Origin of the sequence: Streptomyces sp. UH6 (genome assembly GCF_013421635.1) — a bacterium.
Lineage (GTDB): Bacteria > Actinomycetota > Actinomycetes > Streptomycetales > Streptomycetaceae > Streptomyces > Streptomyces abyssomicinicus.
In genome coordinates, this window is sequence record NZ_JACADT010001009.1 from 1 (window position 1) to 2,014 (window position 2,014).

General features: G+C 74.2%; 2 protein-coding genes. One reads left to right on the forward strand and one right to left on the reverse strand.

Going from position 1 to position 2,014, the window contains the following annotated elements; translation table 11 throughout:
- A partial coding sequence (locus HW445_RS28590; RefSeq protein ID WP_180223743.1) for a hypothetical protein occupies positions 1–1,053 on the reverse strand: 1,053 nt, incomplete at its 3' end.
- A gap of 197 nt (positions 1,054–1,250) precedes the next feature.
- Here HW445_RS28590 and HW445_RS28595 point away from each other — a divergent pair.
- Positions 1,251–2,014 (forward strand): 4-hydroxy-tetrahydrodipicolinate synthase (locus HW445_RS28595; protein WP_180223744.1); only part of this gene is annotated, 764 nt, incomplete at its 3' end.

Here is a 2,014-nt window from a genome sequence, read left to right on the forward strand (position 1 = left end):
GGCCAGCCACAGTTCGGTCTCCGAGCGGGCGGCGAGCGGGCCGTAGTGGGCGGTGCCGTCGAGCAGCGCGTCGGCGCCCTTGTCGGCGAGGTCGCCGACGACCGGGGCGTCGTGACCGGCGTCGAGCATCCGGGCGCGCAGCCCGTAGAGGCCGAGCGGGGTGAGGCGGACCACCCCGTACCGCTCGAGCTCCTCCAGGCCGTCGTCGTCGCCCGCCGGGGGCGCGGTCTGGCCCTCCTCGACGAGGAGCGCCTCGTCGACCGGCCGGAAGTCGGCCAGCCCGATCGGTTCGAGGATCCGGAACTGCTCGTCCAGCCGCATCATGGCGGTCGAGACCTCCTGGATCATCTCGTCGGTGGGCTCGGCGACGTCCGGGGGCACGATCACCGAGGCCGCCAGCGCGGGCAGCGGCACGGGGGCGCCCTCGGGGGCCCGCTCGTCGGCCGTGAGGAGGTAGAGGTTGCCGAGGACGCCCTCCAGGAACTCGGCCTCGGCCTCCGGGTCCCAGTCCAGCGAGGAGAAGTCGATCTCGCCGCCCTCGTCCATCGCGTCGAGCAGGTCGTCGAGGTCCGGTACGGAGGCGTCGGCGATCGTCGCGTCCAGGGCGTCCAGCCACACGCGCAGGACGTCGGCCAGCGAGCCGGAGGTGAGCAGCGCCAGGTTCTCGCCGGCTCGGACGGTGCCCTCCTCCTCGTCCACGATCTCCACCAGGCCGGTGTCGACGGCGATGCGCCAGGCCTCGGCGGCTTCCGCCATGGCGTCCTCAGCCGCCGTGGTCTCCCCGGCGTCGGCGGTGTCCGGGGTGCCGGCGGTGTCCGGGGTGCCTGGGACGTCCGGGCTGTCGGCGGCGTCCGTGCCGGTCAGCCCCAACGCCTCGGCAGCGGCGGGGAGTTGCTCCTCCACCAGCCCGCCGCCGGAGTCGACCCGGGTGTCCGGGCCGGCCCAGCGGGCCAGCCGGGCCGCCCTGGACAGCAGCGGGGCGGCGAGCGCGTCCCGCGCCAGTTCCGCGTCGGAGGGCAGCCGTACCGGCGGCAGGGGGGTGCTGTCTGACATCGGTTCGGTTCTCCCGGGTCGCGTGGGGCAGGACGACCAGCCTAGACGGGTGACCCCGGCCGCCGGGACGGCATGTCCCTCTTGCGGGCGACGCACCGCGCGATCGTTGACGGGCGACAGACTCTTCAGCTCTGCTTAGCGGTAAAGAGCAGAACTTTTAAGTGGACCTTCACCGAAGGTCGGCCGACACTCCAGACATGACGACACTTCCCTTCGGCCGCGCCCTGTGCGCGATGGTCACGCCCTTCACCCCGGACGGCACGCTCGACCTCGACGGGGCGGCCGTCCTCGCCGACCGGCTGGTCGCGGGCGGGTGCGACGGACTGGTGCTCAACGGCACCACCGGCGAGTCCCCGACCACCTCGGACGCGGAGAAGGCCGCGCTGGTCCGGGCGGTGCGGGCAGCGGTCGGTGACGGGCCCGCCCTGCTGGCCGGGGTGGGCACCGCCGACACCGCGCACACGTCCGAGCTGGCCCGGCAGGCCGAGCAGGCGGGTGCGGACGCTCTGCTGGTGGCCTCGCCCTACTACAGCCGCCCGCCGCAGGACGCGCTGGAGGAGCACTTCCGCACGGTGGCGGACGCGACGGGGCTTCCGGTGATGCTGTACGACATCCCGGGCCGCACCGGGGTCCGGATCGAGACGCCGACGATGCTGCGGCTCGCGGAGCATCCGCGGGTGGTGGCGGTGAAGGACTGCGCCTACGACCTGCTCGGCACGCAGCGGCTGCTGGCGGAGACGGACCTCGCGGTGTACACGGGGTGCGACGAGTACGTGCTGGCCTCCTACGCGATCGGGTGCGCCGGGTATGTCGGCACGGTCGCGAACGTGGCGCCCGCGCACTTCCGGGCCGTCGTGGACGCGTTCGACGCGGGCGACACGGCGCGGGCGGCGCGGCTCCAGCGGGCGGCGGTCCCGCTGATCGGGGCGATGATGTCCGCGGACCTCCCCGGCACGGTCAC